The sequence below is a fragment of the Paraburkholderia sp. SIMBA_053 genome (genome assembly GCF_046534895.1).
In the GTDB taxonomy this organism is placed as follows: domain Bacteria; phylum Pseudomonadota; class Gammaproteobacteria; order Burkholderiales; family Burkholderiaceae; genus Paraburkholderia; species Paraburkholderia caledonica.
In genome coordinates this window covers 1-245 of record NZ_JAWRXU010001435.1, presented here as the reverse complement: position 1 = coordinate 245, position 245 = coordinate 1, and the positions used below count along the sequence as shown (strand labels likewise).

Sequence of the window (245 nt, the reverse complement as noted above, 5' to 3'; positions counted from 1 at the left end):
GCCGCCTTCCATCTTCACGAAGGTCGCGACCAGCCAGAAAGGCACGAGGACCGAGACGAACGGCAATTGATGGCCCGCCATCGCCGACAGCGTGACCTGATCGAGTTCGCTCACGGCCGCGAGCGTGACGATCGGCGTGCCGATCGCGCCCCACGCAACGGGTGCCGTATTCGCCAGCAGATTGAGCACGGCGGACTGGAAAGGCCTGAAGCCGAGCCCGACCATCACGGCACCTGCGATCGCGA

Annotated in this window: 1 protein-coding gene; it reads right to left on the bottom strand. The window is 65.7% G+C overall.

Going from position 1 to position 245, the window contains the following annotated elements; genetic code table 11:
* Positions 1-245: L-lactate permease (locus tag SB753_RS40360; protein WP_410805588.1), on the bottom strand; the 245-nt coding region annotated here is incomplete at both ends.